Source organism: Streptomyces sp. GbtcB7 (assembly GCF_019091445.1).
Lineage (GTDB): Bacteria > Actinomycetota > Actinomycetes > Streptomycetales > Streptomycetaceae > Streptomyces > Streptomyces mirabilis.
Genome location: NZ_JAGXJM010000609.1, coordinates 1 through 238 on the forward strand (window position 1 = coordinate 1; position 238 = coordinate 238).

The window sequence follows — 238 nt, forward strand, 5'->3', positions numbered from 1 at the left end:
TACGGTCCCCCCCCCCCGCACCCGGCCCCCGGGCGGCTGCCCCCCCAGCGTGCCCCCGAACCCGGCGCCGAGATCCGGCGGGGGTGGGAAGTGGGCGGGCTGGGTCAGTCCCACGACGGGGCCGGGTCCGGGGTGGCCGTCGAGCTGGCGGACGGCACGCACCTCCGCTCGCGCTACCTCGTCGCATGCGACGGCGGGCGCAGTGTGGGGCGCAAAGAGCCCCGTGTCGCGGTCCCCG

Annotated in this window: 1 protein-coding gene; it reads left to right on the forward strand. The window is 79.4% G+C overall.

Translation table 11 applies throughout. The features are described from left to right. Positions 1 to 238: FAD-dependent monooxygenase (locus tag KVT44_RS57000; RefSeq protein WP_217577175.1), on the forward strand; the 238-nt coding region annotated here is incomplete at both ends.